Genomic DNA, 833 nt, shown 5'->3' on the forward strand with positions numbered 1-833 from the left:
CCGAGCGCGGCGAGGTGACAAAGGGCTCGATCAGCTATCGCGGCGAGCGGGTGCAGGACATGGACCCGGCCAGCCTGGTCAAGAAGGGGGGATACTGCCTTCCGTTTGAGACACGAAAACTTATCCGGGAGGAGAACGTTGAGGATGAGACGTTCAGGTTAAAGGTCAGTGATATATTTCGGCAGAGGGCATCCAAGTCTCTGATCGGAGACACTGATAATTTGCCGAATACGGAGCAAGTGGTCGAGGTTTGCCATAAGGCAATTCACCAGATGTTCCACGCGCAGGGACTCGAGATGGCAATGTTCATGGAAAATGAACTGGAGAGCCGACGCGAATCCGAGCTTCCAGCCATTCAGGATCACGTCCATCGGGCCATGGAGAAGCTGAATGTAAAGCCCAAGGTGGAGAATCTTATCGGCGGAGCAGCACTTTCTGTTCTACGTGGAGTATTATACGAGAGCACGGCAGAAGAGCGCCAGTATTTTCGGAAGCTGTGTCGAACCTACATCTTACTCTTCATGCTTGAAAGTGAGCCGAGAATTGTTGAATACTTTCGGGGGATGATCTCGAACTTCAACCTTTATATCGGTTCCGATCTGATTGCCAGGTGTCTTTCAGAGCACTTGCTTTCCAAAGATGGTCAGATAACGAAGAACGCGCTCAGTCTCATGAGAGACTCCGGGTCAAATCTGATTCTCACTGAGAAAGCGTTGAACGAGGTATGGCATCATCTTAAGGGAACCAACCTAGCACTACTTTGGCAGAAGTTTGTTGAGTATTTTTCGCCACTTCCTACGGCAGTGGGGACAGTTGGGCGGCGGCTGACTGAG

General features: G+C 51.1%; 1 pseudogene. It reads left to right on the forward strand.

The features are described from left to right. Positions 1-833: pseudogene (locus tag I9P22_RS24755) on the forward strand (hypothetical protein); the annotation flags it as partial.

Origin of the sequence: Paracoccus binzhouensis, assembly GCF_016446475.1 — a bacterium.
In the GTDB taxonomy this organism is placed as follows: Bacteria; Pseudomonadota; Alphaproteobacteria; order Rhodobacterales; family Rhodobacteraceae; genus Paracoccus; species Paracoccus binzhouensis.